This window comes from Bacillus sp. FSL R9-9834 (genome assembly GCF_038006905.1).
In the GTDB taxonomy this organism is placed as follows: domain Bacteria; phylum Bacillota; class Bacilli; order Bacillales; family Bacillaceae_G; genus Bacillus_A; species Bacillus_A pacificus.
Map to the genome: position 1 here is coordinate 3,463,391 of NZ_JBBOWD010000001.1, position 16,432 is coordinate 3,479,822.

At 34.8% G+C, this 16,432-nt stretch carries 18 protein-coding genes; 5 read left to right on the forward strand and 13 right to left on the reverse strand.

Features of this window, described 5'->3' with window-relative positions:
- Positions 1-246: 246 nt before the first annotated feature.
- Both MKY00_RS17910 and MKY00_RS17915 read left to right on the forward strand, forming a co-directional pair.
- Positions 247-1,155, forward strand: a complete 909-nt coding sequence (locus MKY00_RS17910) for an EamA family transporter (protein ID WP_000947030.1) — start codon at positions 247-249, stop codon at positions 1,153-1,155.
- Positions 1,156-1,242: 87 nt separating this feature from the next.
- Complete coding sequence (locus MKY00_RS17915) at positions 1,243-2,388, forward strand: M20 peptidase aminoacylase family protein (protein ID WP_000157891.1); 1,146 nt, start codon at positions 1,243-1,245, stop codon at positions 2,386-2,388.
- Between the two features lie 37 nt (positions 2,389-2,425).
- On the opposite strand, the gene MKY00_RS17920 is transcribed toward MKY00_RS17915, so the two are convergent.
- The 4 genes from MKY00_RS17920 to alsR form a co-directional block, all read right to left on the reverse strand.
- Positions 2,426-3,370, reverse strand: a complete 945-nt coding sequence (locus MKY00_RS17920; RefSeq protein ID WP_000482765.1) for an ABC transporter permease — start codon at positions 3,368-3,370, stop codon at positions 2,426-2,428.
- Complete coding sequence (locus tag MKY00_RS17925; protein ID WP_000180642.1) at positions 3,363-4,274, reverse strand: ABC transporter ATP-binding protein; 912 nt, start codon at positions 4,272-4,274, stop codon at positions 3,363-3,365. Before MKY00_RS17925 ends, MKY00_RS17920 begins: the two co-directional genes overlap by 8 nt.
- Before the next feature lie 90 nt (positions 4,275-4,364).
- The gene (locus tag MKY00_RS17930; protein ID WP_016718255.1) at positions 4,365-4,940 is read right to left on the reverse strand and encodes an FtsX-like permease family protein; all 576 of its coding nucleotides are present in this window, start codon (positions 4,938-4,940) and stop codon (positions 4,365-4,367) included.
- 231 nt (positions 4,941-5,171) lie between these two features.
- Entirely contained in the window at positions 5,172-6,077 is a 906-nt protein-coding gene (gene alsR / locus MKY00_RS17935; protein WP_000423223.1) for an acetoin biosynthesis transcriptional regulator AlsR, read from the reverse strand.
- Between the two features lie 152 nt (positions 6,078-6,229).
- Here alsR and MKY00_RS17940 point away from each other — a divergent pair, with 152 nt between their 5' ends.
- Together MKY00_RS17940 and MKY00_RS17945 are read left to right on the forward strand one after the other, a co-directional pair.
- Positions 6,230-6,595 (forward strand): CidA/LrgA family holin-like protein, encoded by a 366-nt coding sequence (locus MKY00_RS17940; protein ID WP_000872364.1) that lies wholly within the window; start codon positions 6,230-6,232, stop codon positions 6,593-6,595.
- Positions 6,592-7,269, forward strand: a complete 678-nt coding sequence (locus tag MKY00_RS17945) for an LrgB family protein (protein WP_000578951.1) — start codon at positions 6,592-6,594, stop codon at positions 7,267-7,269. The genes MKY00_RS17940 and MKY00_RS17945 overlap by 4 nt, the downstream gene beginning before the upstream one ends.
- A 12-nt stretch (positions 7,270-7,281) precedes the next feature.
- Here MKY00_RS17945 and MKY00_RS17950 read toward each other — a convergent pair whose 3' ends face one another.
- Positions 7,282-7,695, reverse strand: coding sequence for an NUDIX hydrolase (locus MKY00_RS17950; protein WP_016718256.1), 414 nt, complete (start codon positions 7,693-7,695; stop codon positions 7,282-7,284).
- Positions 7,696-7,836: 141 nt separating this feature from the next.
- On the opposite strand from MKY00_RS17950, the gene MKY00_RS17955 reads away from it, so the two are divergent.
- Positions 7,837-8,037 (forward strand): DUF3903 domain-containing protein, encoded by a 201-nt coding sequence (locus MKY00_RS17955; RefSeq protein WP_000624205.1) that lies wholly within the window; start codon positions 7,837-7,839, stop codon positions 8,035-8,037.
- Positions 8,038-8,352: 315 nt separating this feature from the next.
- Here MKY00_RS17955 and MKY00_RS17960 read toward each other — a convergent pair whose 3' ends face one another.
- The 8 genes from MKY00_RS17960 to sirA form a co-directional block, all read right to left on the reverse strand.
- The gene (locus MKY00_RS17960) at positions 8,353-9,108 is read right to left on the reverse strand and encodes a sulfite exporter TauE/SafE family protein (protein ID WP_000974645.1); all 756 of its coding nucleotides are present in this window, start codon (positions 9,106-9,108) and stop codon (positions 8,353-8,355) included.
- Positions 9,109-9,206: 98 nt separating this feature from the next.
- A complete protein-coding gene (locus MKY00_RS17965) occupies positions 9,207-9,353 on the reverse strand; it encodes a BC1881 family protein (RefSeq protein ID WP_000644411.1) in 147 nt (48 codons plus the stop codon).
- 249 nt (positions 9,354-9,602) lie between these two features.
- Positions 9,603-10,622 (reverse strand): nuclease-related domain-containing protein, encoded by a 1,020-nt coding sequence (locus tag MKY00_RS17970; RefSeq protein ID WP_000386802.1) that lies wholly within the window; start codon positions 10,620-10,622, stop codon positions 9,603-9,605.
- Positions 10,623-10,762: 140 nt separating this feature from the next.
- A complete protein-coding gene (locus tag MKY00_RS17975; RefSeq protein WP_016718257.1) occupies positions 10,763-11,809 on the reverse strand; it encodes a GH25 family lysozyme in 1,047 nt (348 codons plus the stop codon).
- Between the two features lie 131 nt (positions 11,810-11,940).
- Positions 11,941-13,704, reverse strand: a complete 1,764-nt coding sequence (locus tag MKY00_RS17980) for an ABC transporter ATP-binding protein (protein ID WP_229147431.1) — start codon at positions 13,702-13,704, stop codon at positions 11,941-11,943.
- The gene (locus MKY00_RS17985; RefSeq protein ID WP_000862464.1) at positions 13,704-15,455 is read right to left on the reverse strand and encodes an ABC transporter ATP-binding protein; all 1,752 of its coding nucleotides are present in this window, start codon (positions 15,453-15,455) and stop codon (positions 13,704-13,706) included. The genes MKY00_RS17980 and MKY00_RS17985 overlap by 1 nt, the downstream gene beginning before the upstream one ends.
- A 123-nt stretch (positions 15,456-15,578) precedes the next feature.
- Positions 15,579-15,800: a YneF family protein gene (locus MKY00_RS17990; RefSeq protein WP_001123317.1), complete on the reverse strand. Its 222-nt coding sequence runs from the start codon at positions 15,798-15,800 to the stop codon at positions 15,579-15,581.
- A gap of 78 nt (positions 15,801-15,878) precedes the next feature.
- On the reverse strand, positions 15,879-16,319 hold the full coding sequence (gene sirA, locus MKY00_RS17995) for a sporulation inhibitor of replication protein SirA (RefSeq protein ID WP_000860645.1): 441 nt from the start codon (positions 16,317-16,319) through the stop codon (positions 15,879-15,881).
- Between the last annotated feature and the right edge of the window lie 113 nt (positions 16,320-16,432).

Consider the following 16,432-nt stretch of genomic DNA (forward strand, 5'->3'; position numbering starts at 1 on the left):
GTTTATATACATATTGATTAAAAAATATTTTTTTCAAATGCTGTCTTTATACAATACAAACTTGATTTTACAATACTTCTATTATTACTAATTTCAAGATTATGCATAAATATCATACTTTTATTATTATTCTATAAAATGTCACACTTTTCTTTTATTTGACCCTTCATTTTTAATTTTGTATACTTCCCTCTAGTTATATATGTCCGTTACGGAACTATTTCATATAGATAGGAGGACTATTTCATGCTTCGTTATTCTCTTTTAGTTTTATTAGGAGCGTGTAGTTATGGGATTTTAGCTATTTTCGTTAAACTTGCATATGCAGAAGGATTTTCACTTGGAGAGGTAATTGGCAGCCAATATTTGTTCGGTTGGATTATTTTGCTTGCTATTACACTTCTATTTTCTAGACATCGTGTTCCATTAAAACAAGCTTTAATTTTATTCGTTGCAGGTACATCTGCAAGTTTCACTGGAATTTTTTATTATGCTTCATTAAAAACTGTACCAGCATCTATCGCCATTATACTTTTATTCCAATTCGTTTGGGTCGGAATTATTATTGAAGCAGTCGCAACAAAAACTTTACCTTCACGAGAAAAAGTTATTTCTGTTATTTTCTTACTTGCAGGTACATTTTTATCAAGTGGTTTACTAGAAAAATCAGCAGGTGATTTCGATACGACTGGAATTATATTAGGCCTATTATCTGCTGTTACATTTGCAACATACATTTTCGTGAGCGGAAAAGTTGCTGTTGAAGTACCTTCATTACCACGCGGTGTTCTTTTAATGGCTGGTGCTTTAACTTTAGTAATGATCGTATTCCCTCCAACATTTATTTTTAACGGTGCAATTTCTGAAGGACTTTGGAAATACGGTTTAGGTTTAGGAACATTCAGTATCGTCATTCCTTCTATCGCCTTTACAATTGGTATTCCAAAGATTGGTTCTGGCTTAGCGACTATTCTTGGCGCTGCGGAACTACCAGTTACAACAATTATGTCTGTATTCGTTTTAAAAGAAGCTGTACTATCTTCACAATGGTTCGGTGTATCACTTATTTTAATCGGGATTGCAATCCCGCAAATTGCCTATGCAATGCGTGGACGTTATCGTAAACATCATACACACAAAAAGTTGGCAGCATAAACGAGAGAGGATTTTCATTTGAGAATCCTCTCTTTTATTATTGTATACTTATAGTAAATACTTTATTTAAGAAAGAGGGCATTATAAGTGGCATCAAATCTAGAACAGTTAACTGATCAACTTATTTCTATTCGTAGAAATTTACATGAGAATCCAGAATTATCCTACGAAGAATTCGAAACGACGAAAGCTATAAAGAATTGGTTAGAAGAAAAAAACATTACAATTATCAATTCTAGTTTAGAAACGGGCGTTATTGCTGAAATTTCGGGGAATAGTAACGGACCGCTTATAGCAATCCGTGCTGATATTGATGCCCTTCCTATTCAGGAAGAAACAAATTTATCCTACGCTTCAAAAATCCATGGAAAAATGCACGCTTGTGGGCATGATTTTCATACAGCTGCTATTATAGGTGCCGCTTATTTATTAAAAGAAAGAGAACCTTCCCTAAATGGAACTGTTCGCTTTATATTCCAGCCGGCTGAAGAGAGTAGTAATGGCGCTTGCAAAGTTATTGAAGCTGGGCATTTACATGGCGTACAAGCTATTTTCGGTATGCATAACAAACCTGATTTACCAGTAGGTACAATCGGTATTAAAGATGGTCCACTTATGGCCGGAGTTGATCGATTTGAAATTGAAATTCACGGAGTTGGTACACATGCAGCTGTACCAGATGCTGGGGTAGATCCAATTGTCGCATCCTCTCAAATTGTGATGGCACTACAAACTATTGTAAGCCGAAATATAAGTTCATCTCATAATGCAGTTGTTAGCGTCACAAACATCCATTCAGGAAATACGTGGAACGTTATTCCTGAAAAAGCAATATTAGAAGGTACTGTTCGTACTTTCCAAGCTGAAACACGCGAAAAAATTCCAGCCTTAATGGAACGTATCATTAAGGGCGTTTCTGATGCACTAGGTGTAAAAACAGAATTCCATTTTCATTCAGGTCCTCCTGCCGTCCATAATGATGAAAGTCTTACTCATTTATGTACACAAACTGCACAGGAAATGTCACTAGACGTGATTACCCCTACCCCTTCCATGGCTGGCGAAGATTTCTCTTTTTATCAACAACACATACCAGGATCATTCGTCTTTATGGGAACGAGTGGTACACATGAATGGCACCATCCCTCGTTCACTATCGATGAACAAGCATTGCCTATCAGCGCAAAATTTTTCGCTTTATTAGCCGAAAAAGCGCTTAAACAATTAACATAAAGAAAAGCCGTTAAGAGTGTGCTTAACGGCTTTTCTTTTAAGTTAAATCTCGTTTTAAAAATACAGTATAAGAAACCCCTAAAAATACGAATAAATAAAGTAGTAGCATACATGATGCAAACGGGAACGTTACTCCATCAATAAAGCTTCCATTCTTTGCAATACTATATAAATCTGTGTTTGCTGGCAATAAATATTTCGCCCAATCATATCTAGTTGCTGCTAGTAATGCGATGTTTCCTGATAAAGCGAGAAATAGTGAAATACCAATCGCGCCTCCGCTAGATCTTGTTAGCACAGAAATCATAAATGCAAACGCTGCATACACAATCGTTGGCAACCACGATAAAATATAATACTTACTAGCCTCTACAAAAATATTTTGTTTTATAATATTTCCATCTTGGAAAATAAATTCGCTCCATGCAGGCTGCTGGAATTTATAAATAACAAGCCCACATAAAATGGAAAAAATCATATTAAATATAAACAATAACGCTGCAAATATGACAATTGCTAAAAACTTAGCTGTCAAAATTTTAAAGCGACTCGCTGGTCGTATCGTTAAAAATTTATATGTTCCCCAGCTATATTCATTCGCAAAAATTGTACTTGCATACACGAGGATAAACGGAAGTAATATTGGAAATACGATAAAGCCTGTATCTCTCATGAAAGAAAGTGGAGAACTACTTGCCGGTGCTGTATCTGTATCTAAATGCTTCATCTTAAGCTGATATTCCTTTACAAGCTCATCCCCAGATCGTTCCGCTAAAATTGCTTCTTTTTCCATGCCTAGCTTTTTCTCAATTTCTACAGTTCGTTCTGTATAATCAGCTTTCCATCCTTTTGTTTCCGGCTCCAGATACTTTACAGTAACCCATCCTAATCCGATTATTAATACTGCAATAACTGCAAATGGAATAATCGTTCGCTTTCGCTTAAATATTTTATACAATTCGTTATACACTAAATTAAACAATATCTTTTCCCCCTGTTAATTCTAAAAATTGCTCTTCTAACGTTTTTCTTTCTTCATATACACGATACACTTGAATGTTTTTCTCAAGCAATGTACGAATAACATTTGGGATTTCTTCATCTTTTACATGAATAAGTAAATCATTACCTTTTATTAAAACATCTTGGTCTAACATTTCTGCCGCTTTATTCGCATCATCTACGCGTATACGGATTGTCTCCATCTCTTCACTTTGATTATGCTGAATATTTTGCGTCGCGACATATTCTCCGTGCTGAATAATGATAACTCTATCACACATTAATTCAACTTCTGAAAGTAAGTGACTAGATACAAGAACAGCTTTTCCTTGTTCATGTGCAATTTTCTTTATGTACATTCTCATTTCATGTATTCCACTAGGATCTAATCCATTCGTTGGTTCGTCTAATATTAATACATCTGGATCATGAATAAGCGCTTGAGCAATTCCTAAACGTTGTCTCATGCCGAGTGAATATGCTTTTACTTTGCGGTCAATTACTTGTCCCATTCCTAACAATTTCACTACTTCATCGATACGTTCTTCTGTCACGTTCCCATTCATTCGTCCGAAATATGTTAAATTTTCATAGCCACTCAAGAAAGGATAAAATTCCGGTGTCTCAATTACTGCTCCAATTTTCGAAGCAGTACTTTCAAATTGTTGTTTTACAGATTGACCATCAATCCAAACTTCGCCCTCTGTCATACGAATCATGCCGACCATCATTCTCATTAAAGTCGTTTTTCCAGCGCCATTTGGTCCGAGCAAACCAACTACTTCACCCTTTTTAACTTCAAAACTAATATTTTCTACAAGTGTCTTTGAACCGATTCGCTTCGTTAACCGCTCGACCTTTACAATTGATTGTTCATTTGTCATTCTATACAACCTTTCCTTCCCATTCTTTGTCAGGTCTTTACACTGTAACATGATTATTTTTCTGTGTAAAATAGAAAAAGGCATGATTCCTCATGCCTTTTCCTTGAAATGAAACGAACTTTTATCTTGTAAACTTTGAACAAATCGAAAACATTGCACCATCGATAATAGAAGGATAACGATCATAATTATACTAACGACTACGATTGCATATATTGTAATCGGTGCACTATCTATCCCTTGTATTCCTGCTATTTTCATACAGATAATCGTAAACAATTTTAAAAATAACATCCCATTAACTAACCCAAACACAAACGCTACTCCATAAATAAATAATTGCTCCTGACATAATAAACATAGTACATCATTTCTCTTCCCATTCTCTGCTACATAAGATTTAATTTCTTCTTTCCTCACTTGCAGAAGAGAATACGTCATTTTATATGTAATAAACATACATATGAAAATGACTACGATAAACAACGTGTAAAAACACATTTGAAATAAAAGTGTAGTCCCTAATTCCCCAACAACTACTTCATTAAATTGTAGCGATATCATAAAAAACAAAATCATAGTACTCATAGCAATCCACATAAATTGCTTCATCCTTTTGGCAGCAAATGTTCTTATATTTTTTCTCGCTAACCGACATAAAGACATAAAATTCTTCCCCTACCTTATTACATACGCATTCTATACTACTAGTGTATAAAAATATGACATTTTAAACATCGCACTACAATCGGAATTTCCTCTAAGTCTTTAGTCCTAGAACACAAAAACGAACATGTTTATCTCTTTAGTATAGAACTAAAAAAAGAACACTAAAGCGGAAAGGCAATACTATTGCCTTTCCGCTTTAGTGTTTAACGAGGTGTACTTTTTAATAACTTAATTAATCTCATCCTCAACTTCTATTCTTTTCTTCTCTCTTGCAATTTTTAAAAACTCTAAAAGCTCTGGATTGCTATTCATTTTTTTGTAAGCTACTGACATTTCTGCAACAAAATTAGAATCATATAGTTCTTTATATACAACTTCTGTTTTATATAATTTATTTGCCGATACGGGTATGACTGTAATTCCAATCCCTGCTGCTACAAGTCCCATAACTGTTTGATATTCCGTCGCTTCTTGTACGATACGCGGACTAAACCCGACGTCGCGGCAAAGTGATAAAATTGTATCGTATAACGCTGGCCATACTGGTCTCGTAATAAATACAAACGGTTCATCTCGTAAATCTTCTATATGTATTTCATCTTTCTCTGCAAGTGGATGAGCCTTCGGTAAACATAAAGTACACGATAGTTTTTGTATCGGCTCTAATTCTAATAATTGTGTTGGGATTGGTGGACGCAAAAATCCAATATCAATACGATTATCATGAAGTGCATGCACTTGATCTGGAGTAGATAATTCATGTAATGCAACAGACACCCTCGGAAATTTCTTTCTATACTCCCTTACGATAGATGGTAAAATATCATATATCGCCGCACCTACAAAACCAATTGAAAGTGAGCCCACTTCTCCCCTTTGGGCACTTTGTGCAATCTCTACCGCTTTTTCAATTTGTTCGAACGCTTTTTTTACTTCTTTCAAAAACATTTCTCCAGCTTCTGTTAATTCAACCTTTCTCTTCGTTCTTGAAAATAACATAACTCCCATTTCTTTTTCTAATTGCTGAATTTGTTGACTAAGCGGTGGTTGTGTCATTTGTAAACGAGCAGCCGCCCGTCCAAAGTGTAACTCCTCTGCCACTACAACAAAATATTGCAAATGCCGTAATTCCATTTTGGACACCCTTTTCCATTTCAATTAATACGTCTAATATATTAATAACATATAATTTATATATTAGACAAATTTTTTGAATGAACGTATAGTAGAATTTGTTAATTCTTTTTTACAATTTTTATGTAAAAAAAGAAAGAGGTGGTTACTGTATGAAATGGTGGAAATTAAGCGGACAAATTTTACTATTATTTTGTTTCGCTTGGACAGGTGAATGGATTGCAAAACAGGCACACCTCCCAGTTCCAGGAAGTATTATCGGTATTTTTTTATTGTTAATTTCATTAAAATTTAACCTAGTGAAAAAAGAGTGGATACAGGACGGTGCAGACTTTTTATTAAAAGAACTTATTTTATTTTTCATTCCTTCTGCAGTCGCTGTCATACGCTACAAAGATACACTATCACAATATGGAATCGATCTCATCTTAATTATTATGATTAGTACACTTTGTGTCACTCTCGTTACAGGACTCTTAACAGAATTGCTACTAAAGCGGAAAGGATCCGTGCAATGATCGGTTTTCTTTGTTTACTATTAACACTATTCACATATTGGATATCGAAGAAAATGTATAAACGCTGGAATTGGAGCTTACTTTCTCCTCTTCTCGTCTGTCCTATTATTTTAATCGCTTTATTACTCGGACTAGACACATCTTATGAAACGTATGAAACTGGAGGCCAATGGTTAACAGAATTATTAAAACCTGCAACAGTTGCTTTTGCATGGCCAATCTATAAATACTTTGATTTACTCAAGAAACATGGAATGGCTATTTTACTTAATGTCATTGTCGGTTCGTTTCTATCAGTTATTACTTCAGCACTACTAGCAAATTATTTTCAAATTGATTCATCGTTAGAACATAGTTTAGCACCTCATATTGTAACGACACCAATTGCAATGGCCATTTCAGAAATGATTGGTGGTATGTCACAATTAACAGCAGTATTTGTTGTTTTAACTGCGTTAACAGGAGCATTGCTCGGACCTTCTCTCATTCGTATATGCCGTATTAAAACAGCAATTGCAAAAGGTATTATGTTAGGAACGAGCGCAAATGGAACCGGCACATCAAAAGCATTCGAAATCGGTCCTGTAGAGGGAACGATCGCAAGTTTATCTATGCTTTTAACTGCAGGAGCTAGTTTAGTTATCGTTCCGCTTTTCTTATCGTGGATACATTGAAAAAGCAAGTGTTTACACACTCGCTTTTTTATTTATGTATTTGTTTAAAATCTCATAATCCTCCGGGAAAGATAGCGTTAATTCCTTCATTTCATCTATCCCCTTCCAAGCAATTTCATGTATTAACTCATCAGGATCTTGGATTTTCATACTACCGCCTATTCTTTTTACGATATAATAATGAACGTATACAGGAACCCCATATGTAATCGCTTCTTTTTCGTATATTTTACTTACAACTTCCACATTGTAGCCTGTTTCTTCCCAAACCTCTCGGATACAACATTCCTCTAATGTTTCTCCTTTTTCAAGTCCTCCACTTGGGACGGACCACCTTTTTTCTTCACCCTTTTGTCCTTGTAATACCATTAAAACTTCATTTCTTTCATTTACACATACTGCTGCACAGCCTATCCATCTTTCCATATACATCCCTCCCCTACTACTATTCGGTTCCTTTTTCCTTTTCTCCTTGAAAAAAGAGGAAAAAAGGAAAACGATGACGAAAATTTACATCAACTTCATAGGCAGTTCCTTCTTAGAAATTAAAAACGGAAGGATGAAAGCATGATTTCTAAATATGTTGTAGAATGTGTCTTTTGCGAAGAAAATCGAAAACCTCGCCAGGCTATCGTCACAGTTCCAGCTACTACTCAGCTACTAGCTATTGAAAAAGTGCGTGCAGAATGTAAACGTCGTTTCGGAAAAGCTTTATTATTACAAACTGAAATTAAAGAAGAAATAGTTTTTGAACAAAAAGAAAGCTGACCATAAATTGGTCAGCTTTCATATCCGATCATATTTTCACATGAAGATTAGGGGCATCCTCTTTAAGGATCGGGATTTTCCCATTATGTACGTTCCATAATGGTCATCGAACAATATATTTCTATACAATTAAATATTGAATAGAATAGGGCAAAACTTGTTCGCATTTTTAGAAAAGGGATAGGGATATAATTCAAGTAGTACTTCGAATACTCGAACTTTACACTCATTATATTAAAGCAAATCCTTTTATATGGGAAATATGAATTACTTACATAATTCATTCGTAAAACATATTAGTTTGCTATATTATTTTTATTCCATGAATAACATGCATCCAGCTAGAACTGGTGTCATAATCATTGAAAACTTCAAAAGCATACTTGGTGCATAATTTGTAAACTTCGCCCCAATATACGCTCCTAACATCGTCCCAATTAATACTTGCAATAATAATATATGATCTAGGTAGCCTTCTGAACTATATCCTAGCCCACCTCCAATCGCAATTGGCAATATAACCAGCATTGTTGTTCCTACAGATTGCTGGATCGTTAATCCTAATAGAAACATTAATCCAAGTTGAATAAATGGTGCAGAACCTATCCCGAATGAACCAGCCATCATTCCAGTGACTAATCCAAGACATATACATTTCATTATGTTCTCTTTCGAAAAATCTTTAATCTCTGCTAAAAGTAACTCTTCCCTATTTTGAAACTTAATTAATTTAATAAACATAAAAATTGCAGATAAAAATAACATCCCAGCTGTAAACCAATGAAGAAGATGTCCTGGTATAAGTGAACCAATTTTTGAACCGATATAAGAACCAAGCGCTCCACATCCCCCAACAATCCCGCCTATAGTAAGTACTACATTTCCTTCACGATAATGACTTATAACCCCAGATAATGTCGTAAATGCCATAGCAGTTAAAGACGTTGCAAGTGCAACGTGAATAGGAATATGGAATACTAAAGTGAGTATTGCGATAATAAACCCGGCTCCCCCAGCTCCAACAAACCCTAATAAAATCCCCATTACTAACATCGTTATAATAATTGCCACATACTCTCCCTCCAGTAAGGCAATTATCCACCATATTCTTTCTTCTACACAAATAAAAAGCATCCATCTAGGATACTTTTTATTTCAATACTATGTACTTAATCTTGATTAATCAAAATAACCGCGGGGCCAGCGACTACTACTCCAGCTACTTCGATTTTTTCAAATTCCTTTACTGTAATAGATATAACGCCTTCTCTTTCCATCAATTCTTTACTCAGGACATCAGTCGGTATAGCTTTCACCGTCTTACCTCCTTTTCATTTATACAATATGCCAAAAACAACTTAACGCATCTATATATATGCATCACCTCCGCTTTCATTCCTTATTCCCTTCAAAACCCTTCTCTCCCTTCCATAACGTATTGAAAAATAAAAAAGCACTCGCAATCGCGAATGCTTTTTCATTATTTACTTTCTATTACTTTTAACATTCTATTAATAAACATACAAAATACCCCTTAATATAACACTCAGAAAGCCCACCTCTTTTTAATTCATTATATAATTCATTCGATTAATGGTTTCTCGAAGTTTTTCCAACTCTTGACCTGTATATATTACTTTCCCCGTTAAGAATTCATTTCTGAAGAACGATACAATTTGCTCTCTATCTTTTAATCTCGGCGTTTTTTCTTCAGAAAGATCTAGCACTTCTTTCCCATTCTCATTATAAAAATATACAATCGGATTTATGTTTTCCTTTACAATATCAACTTGCATTTCTTTCAAACAATTGTATAGAATATGAGATAGTTTCTTCGCTCTATATACTGGGTTCCCTTCATTTTTCACTTGTATCGTTAATGAATCTTCACCTGTAATATATTCAAACGTCTCTTCTTTCTCTATCTCTTGTTGATACTTGCCAATTTCATCAATCATAAATGAATATGTACTAGCATTTTCTTTCGTTAAGCCATGAATTAATTTCCCTGTCCATTCTTTCGTTTCAAGTACATACATACCCGTTTTACTTAAAACAAGATGATGAATTCGGAAATCATTTCTTCCATGCTGATTCCTCATAAAAACATTCGGCATTATATGAAATTCATTATCTAGTATTATGCCTTGCTCTACGAAGCCACGCTTCATATATTGTAATGTTTCGTGTGTACTCACTTCGGCTCCATTTTTCGTATACTCTCGCAAATCTGCAATTAACTTTTGAAACATATGTATTTCGTTACTATGTTTTTCTTGCATTTCACTGCGTTCTTTACTATGTTGCACAGCTAATTGATTTTTCATCATACGCATATTTTCAAGTTCTCTCGCTGCACTTATTTGTAAATCATTGTATTTTTTCTGTTCCATATTTTTTAATGTATTTTGCTGCTCTTTATGTTCTGTAACCGTAGCTGCAATTTCATTTTCGTACGTTTCAATTGCTTGTTTCTTTTCAAATTCCGCTTGCTGGCTCTCTGATTCTAGCTGTTTATTTTTATAAAACAGCACGAATACTGCAGCTAATAATAATAAAATTACACCTATTAGCACATAATCCATATTTTTTCTCCTTTATTTCATTTTCAATTATTTTTTATAAATATATCTATTATAGTATACTATGATTTCGATATAAACCTTGTAAAAGCTGTATATTTTTAATAAAAGGCACCTCTGAAGAGATACCTTTTATTTCCACTCTATTGTACACCATACTGAATATAACTTGAATCGTAGTATACCCATTGATTTGTCCCTAAGCAAAGCCATCCATCTTGCTTACTCCATACTCGATACGATTCACCATGATGTAACTGTCTTATAACATTTCCATTTAATGATGGAGCATCACGTAGATTTACATTATCACCAGTAATAGTCGCCACATAATGTTTATACTGAATATAACTCGAATCATTATATACCCACTGATTTGTCCCTAAACAAAGCCAACCACCCTGTTCTCCCCAAACTTCATATGCTTCGCCACGATTCAATTGGCGAATTACACTAGACTGTATAGATGGTCCACTTCTCAAATTCACATTATCTCCATTAATTATAGCAACTCCGTACACTGGAGTTGCATTATTAAGCGGGGAAACATTACCTCCACCACTTGCTCCATTCCCTTGTAAAGCTTCTAATGAAACTGCAGCTGATACATCACAATTTCCTACGCCTGAGATTTGTCCAGAATCTGTGTACTGCCACGCTGTCCACTCTGTCCATCCACCAGCATCAGCAGGCGGTGTACTCGAGTATCTAGCAATCCAAAGCGGAATATCACTTAATCCGCTAATTCCGAACTCATTAATATACCAAACTCCTGTATATAACATTACATCTTTTCCAGTAGCCTGTTTCACATAATTTATGAAGCTTCTTGCCCAATTCGATATAGCGCTACCAGTTAAATTACTGTTGCTCGGATCTGTTGGTGATTCTAAATCCAGAACTGGCATTAAGTCTGTATGGTTACTTTGTAATATACTCACAAAATATTTTGCCTCTGAAATTGCATCATTTTGTTCTGGGCGTGCAAAATGGTATGCACCGATTAATACATTCGCATTCCGTGCTGCTTGTACATTCTTAGTAAAAGTAGGATCAATGTAATTTACACCTTCTGTCGCTTTTGCATACGCCGCTGAAATACCGGATCCCTTCACTGCATTCCAATCAATATTCCCTTCCCAATGAGACACATCAATAAACGTAATATTTGAACTAGATCTATCTTGCATATAAAAGCTCCTATCAATTTTTTCATTTCGTATACATACAATATGTACAACTTTATTAAAGGGTGACGACGTTTATACTATAGACATAAAGAGCAAACATATTTTATAACCAAAGTAAAAAAGCCTTGTAATTACAAGGCCTTTTGTAAACTTCCTTTATTTTGTAGTAAATACATATTATAATACAATCCTTGTTCACTCAGTAATTCTTGATGCGTCCCTCTTTCTACTATCTCTCCATCGTGCATAACAAAAATTTGATCTGCATCTTGTATGGTAGATAATCTGTGCGCAATCGCTATCGTAGTCCGTCCTTTTCGCATTTGCTGTAACGCTGTTTGGATTGCATCTTCCGTTTCTGTATCAATATTTGCTGTTGCTTCATCTAATACTAACACTTTCGGATTCGTTGCTATCGTTCTAGCGAAAGCAATTAATTGTCGTTGACCACTAGAAAATGCAGCTCCTCTTTCTACTACTTCCGTTTCATACTGCTCTGGTAATTTTTCAATAAACGTATTCGCTTGCACAAATTGTGCCGCTTCTTTTACTTCTTCATCCGTAATTTCTTCATTATACATACGAATATTTTGTTTTACATTTCCCGCAAATAAAAATGCATCTTGCAATACAAGTCCTATTTTCTTTCTAATTTCTTGTTCTTCAAATTTCTCTAACTCTACACCATCTATTACAATATTTCCGGAATTAATATTATAGAATCTCAGTAATAAATTCATAATAGTACTCTTTCCGCTGCCAGTGTGCCCAACGAAAGCAACCGTTTGCCCTTGTTTCACGTGAAAAGATACATTTTTTAAAACATCACGTTTTCCATCGTACGAAAAAGTAACATTTTTAAATTCAATATCTCCATTAATAACTTGAGTATTTCCATCCCCTTTTTGAACTGGCGCTAAATCTTTCTCATCCATTAAATGAAATACACGTGATGATGAAACCAGTGCCTGTTGGAAAAATGATAATTTCATCATCATCTCATTTACAGGCTGGAAAAAACGATGTATATAGTTAACAAACGCATATAAAACGCCTACTTCAACAGGACTCTTCAAAGCATCAATTCCAAATAAACCAAGTACTAACGCAATAGCTACAATATGAACTAAATCAGTTGCTGGACGTAAAAGCAATGCATCTAACTTTAATGTACGTCGCCCTGCACTATAATGTTTATTATTCACTTCTTCAAATTCTTTTCTCATGCGCTTTTCTTGTCTGAACACTTGAACAATATTCATCCCTTGAATGGACTCGTTTAACTTTGCATTTAACACACTTAATTGATTACGGACTTCTAAATAAAAAGCTGCACTTTTCCGGCGATATAGCACCATAATCGCAAACATGATCGGAATTAATACGAGAGAAAATAGCGCTAATTTTACATTTAATAAAAACATCGCTACTAAAATCCCTACTAAAAATACGATATTTTTAACAAATGTTGATAATACACTGACATAAAAATCTTTAATTGCTTCTGTATCATTCGTTATGCGCGATACGAGCGTACCAATCGGCGTACGATCAAAGAAACTTAATGACAACTTTTGAACATGCTCATATACTTCAACACGCATATCTTGAACAATTTTAAAAGCAATATTTTGAAAATATAACAAGTCTAAATAAGTAAATAATACTTTTAATAAGTGAGCAACAATATACACTACAAATAAAGTAACAAGTGCTGATTGATCAAAGTTACGTGGTACTAAGTGTTCATCAAGAAATTGTTTAATTAAAAAAGGACCCATCATTTCTGTTACAGTTGCACCAACTAGAAATAAAAATGCTAATGCTAACAGTCCTTTATATGGCCTCATATAAGACAGTAATCTTCTTAAATCGCTCTGTTTTTTCCCAGCCATCATACGCCTCCTTTCTCGACTAATGCTTCTAACTGCTGGCTTTCATACATTTCTTTATACCAACCATGTTCTTTCATTAGTTGTTCATGTGTACCTCGTTGTACAATTCTACCTTCATCCACAACAAGAATAAGATTGGCATGCTGAATTGCACTTAAACGATGGGCAGTAATAATTGTCGTTTTCCCAGCTCTTTCCCTCTTTAAAGCATTTAAAATTGTTTCTTCTGTTTTTGCATCTACTGCTGATAAACAATCATCTAAAATTAAAATTTCAGCATTCGTTAATAAAGCACGCGCAATAGAAATCCTCTGTTTTTGACCTCCAGATAACGAAACGCCTCTTTCTCCTACTACTGTTTCATATCCTTCTGAAAATTGGAGAATATCATTATGAATACAAGCAATCTCTGCGGCCCGAGTAATTTCATTATATGTAGCATCCGCCTTTCCAAAGGCAATATTCTCCCCAATACTTGCTGAAAATAAAAAATGATCTTGCGGCACGTATGAAATGGCAGAACGGACACCGTAAAGTGTTACATCGCGAATATCCCGCTCCCCAACTTTTAACTCACCATTAAAATGATCATACTCACGTATTAAACATTTTAATAAAGTCGTTTTCCCTGCACCTGTACGTCCTACAATCCCTAACGTTTCCCCCTTCTTCAAATCAAAGTGAATATCCGTTAAATGTAACAGTTCATTTTTCTTATACGAAAACGAATCGACCGCAAATGAAATATCACCGCTCGCTATTGTATGCACAGCATTTTCTCTATTTACTACATCTGATTTTTGTGAGAGGATTTTTTCTACACGGTCATACGAAGCACGCCCACGCTCCATAATATTAAACAGCCATCCAAACGCTAACATCGGCCAAACGAGAGTACCTAAATATGTCGTAAATGTAACGAGATCACCTACTGTTAATTCACCTCTCACAACTAATACTGACCCGTAACATACTGCAATTAAAAAAGAAAAACCTACGATAAGAGCGATTGTTGGATCAAATAACGAATCAATACGTGCAACTAACATATTTTTATGTACGACATCTTCTGATTTTTTTCGGAACGCTTGTAAATCTTCTTTTTCTTGTCCAAGCGATCGAATTACCTTCATCCCACTCATACTCTCTTGCACTTTATCATTGATTTCCGAAAACGATTGCTGTGCTTTATGAAACCTTTTATGTAATAAAGTGCCGTAATAATTTGTCGATATTGCTACAATCGGCATTGGAATTAAGCTTAACAATGTTAACTTCCAACTAATTGTAAAACCCATCGCTACGAGTACACACCCTCCAACAGCTAATGAATCAACAAGTGTTAAAACACCCGCCCCAGCAGTTTGCTGAATTGCTTGAATATCATTGGTCGCGTGCGCCATTAAATCACCTGTGCGATTTGACTGATAGAAAGATGGACTCATCTTTGTAAAATGTTCATACAAATTTTTCCGTAATTGGCGAGCTAACTTTAATGAAGACCCAAAAATCATAATGCGCCACACGTAACGTAATATGTACATCGTAATACCTACGAGTACTAAGAGTACAACCCATTTTAGTAACTTATCAGTCGTTAATGTTCCATCGTTAATTTCATCTACAACAATCCCAATCACTTTTGGTGCTACAAGTTCTAAAAGTGCGACGCCAAATAATAAAATAATTCCGGTTATGTACGCTCGTTTTTCTTGTTTAAAAAACCACGCTAAATTCATAAATACTTTCATATTTTTCCTCCTCCCTTAAAATGAGCGATGTTTTCAGTTTACCAAAAATACAGAATTTTTAAAAGTTTTAAACTCTGTCTATATCAAAAAGAAAAGACACTCTTAGCGAGTGTCTTTTAGCGCTTATTTCATTTGTTGCTTGTTCATCGCGCTCATCATTTGATTGATTTTCTTTTGGGAAGGTTTTTGTCCCATTTGCATCATCATCATTTTTAACATTTGTTCGTTAATTGGTGGATTTTTTTGTAAGTAATTCATCATGTATTTGCGGGCAATGAAAAATCCTAACGCCACGCCTGCTACTAGTGCTACTACGCCCACTAGAATACCTAACCAAATTGGCATATATTTTCCTCCTTCATGTTGTCTACCTTACAGTGTACTAAAACCTTTTCAATAAGACAAGATACAATTCGACATTTTTTACACATATGTTCGTACTTGTTTTAGAGGATTCAGCCATCCGTACTTTGTATTTTCATAATCCATAGCTAAAAATGTTAATTCACACTTCCGAAGCACCTCAAAGAAAGTCGTTTCCATAGAAACATTTCCAGAGGTATTCATGCGAATATAGTGTGGTTTCACCATTATTTCGCCATATTCTGCCCCTGTATAAAGTGTATGTGTATGATGTGTTCGATCATATTTACCAAGAACGCGCAAAGCTTGTTCTAATTTATGATGAATTTTCATTACTTGTAATGGCATCGTTATATACATCATTTGTTTATATAGCACTTTTTTCTCCGAAAGGGACCCAGATTCTGAAAATCGAGCAAATAAATCAAAAAACAAATATTCACGACCAAAGTAAGCTTTCGCAATATCCTCTTGAATTAAATACAATTCATACGTTTTCATCTTTCGCCTCCCAATCTGGACAACCTTTTCTCTTCATTATATAGAAGAAATTTTGCAATGATTGTCTGACTGCGGAGAGAGAAAAAACTTTTTCTGTCGAAAAAACTCATTTA